The following is a 523-nucleotide window of genomic DNA, read 5'->3' on the forward strand; positions in this document are numbered from 1 at the left end:
GGTTACCTGGATCGAAACCGCCGGAGCGGCGATGTTCGGGTACTGGTTGATCGGCAGCGTGAGGATCGACAGAATGCCGGCGAGCATGATCACCAGGGCGATTACCCAGGCGAAGATGGGCCGGTCGATGAAGAACTTGGACATCAGGCGCTCCCCTTACTGACCCTGACCCGCCGGCTTCTGCTCGGCGGAGGCGATGTTGCTCGCCGGCTTGGTGGTGACGGTGGCACCCGGCTTGATCTTCTGCAGACCTTCGGTGATGACCTTGTCACCCGCCTTGAGGCCGTCGGTGACCAGCCATTCGGCGCCGACGGTGCGCTCGGTCTTGAGGATCCGCTGCTCGACCTTGCCTTCGCCGTTGACCACCATGGCGGTGGGCTGGCCCTTGAGATCGCGGGTCACACCCTGTTGCGGCACCAGCAGGGCATTCTGGCGCACGCCGGACTGCAGCTCGGCACGCACGAACATGCCGGGCAGCAGCAGCTTGTCGGGGTTGGGGAATTCGGCGCGGATGGTCACCGAG

General features: G+C 64.8%; 2 protein-coding genes. Both read right to left on the reverse strand.

The features are described 5' to 3' along the window. Positions 1 to 144 (reverse strand): efflux RND transporter permease subunit (locus GSQ95_RS27345; RefSeq protein WP_158973970.1); only part of this gene is annotated, 144 nt, incomplete at its 3' end. Positions 145 to 156: 12 nt separating this feature from the next. After that, on the reverse strand, positions 157 to 523 hold a 367-nt coding region (locus GSQ95_RS24670), incomplete at its 5' end, for an efflux RND transporter periplasmic adaptor subunit (protein ID WP_158973972.1).

Origin of the sequence: Pseudomonas sp. BAV 4579 (genome assembly GCF_009765395.1) — a bacterium.
Classification (GTDB): Bacteria; Pseudomonadota; Gammaproteobacteria; order Pseudomonadales; family Pseudomonadaceae; genus Chryseomonas; species Chryseomonas aestiva.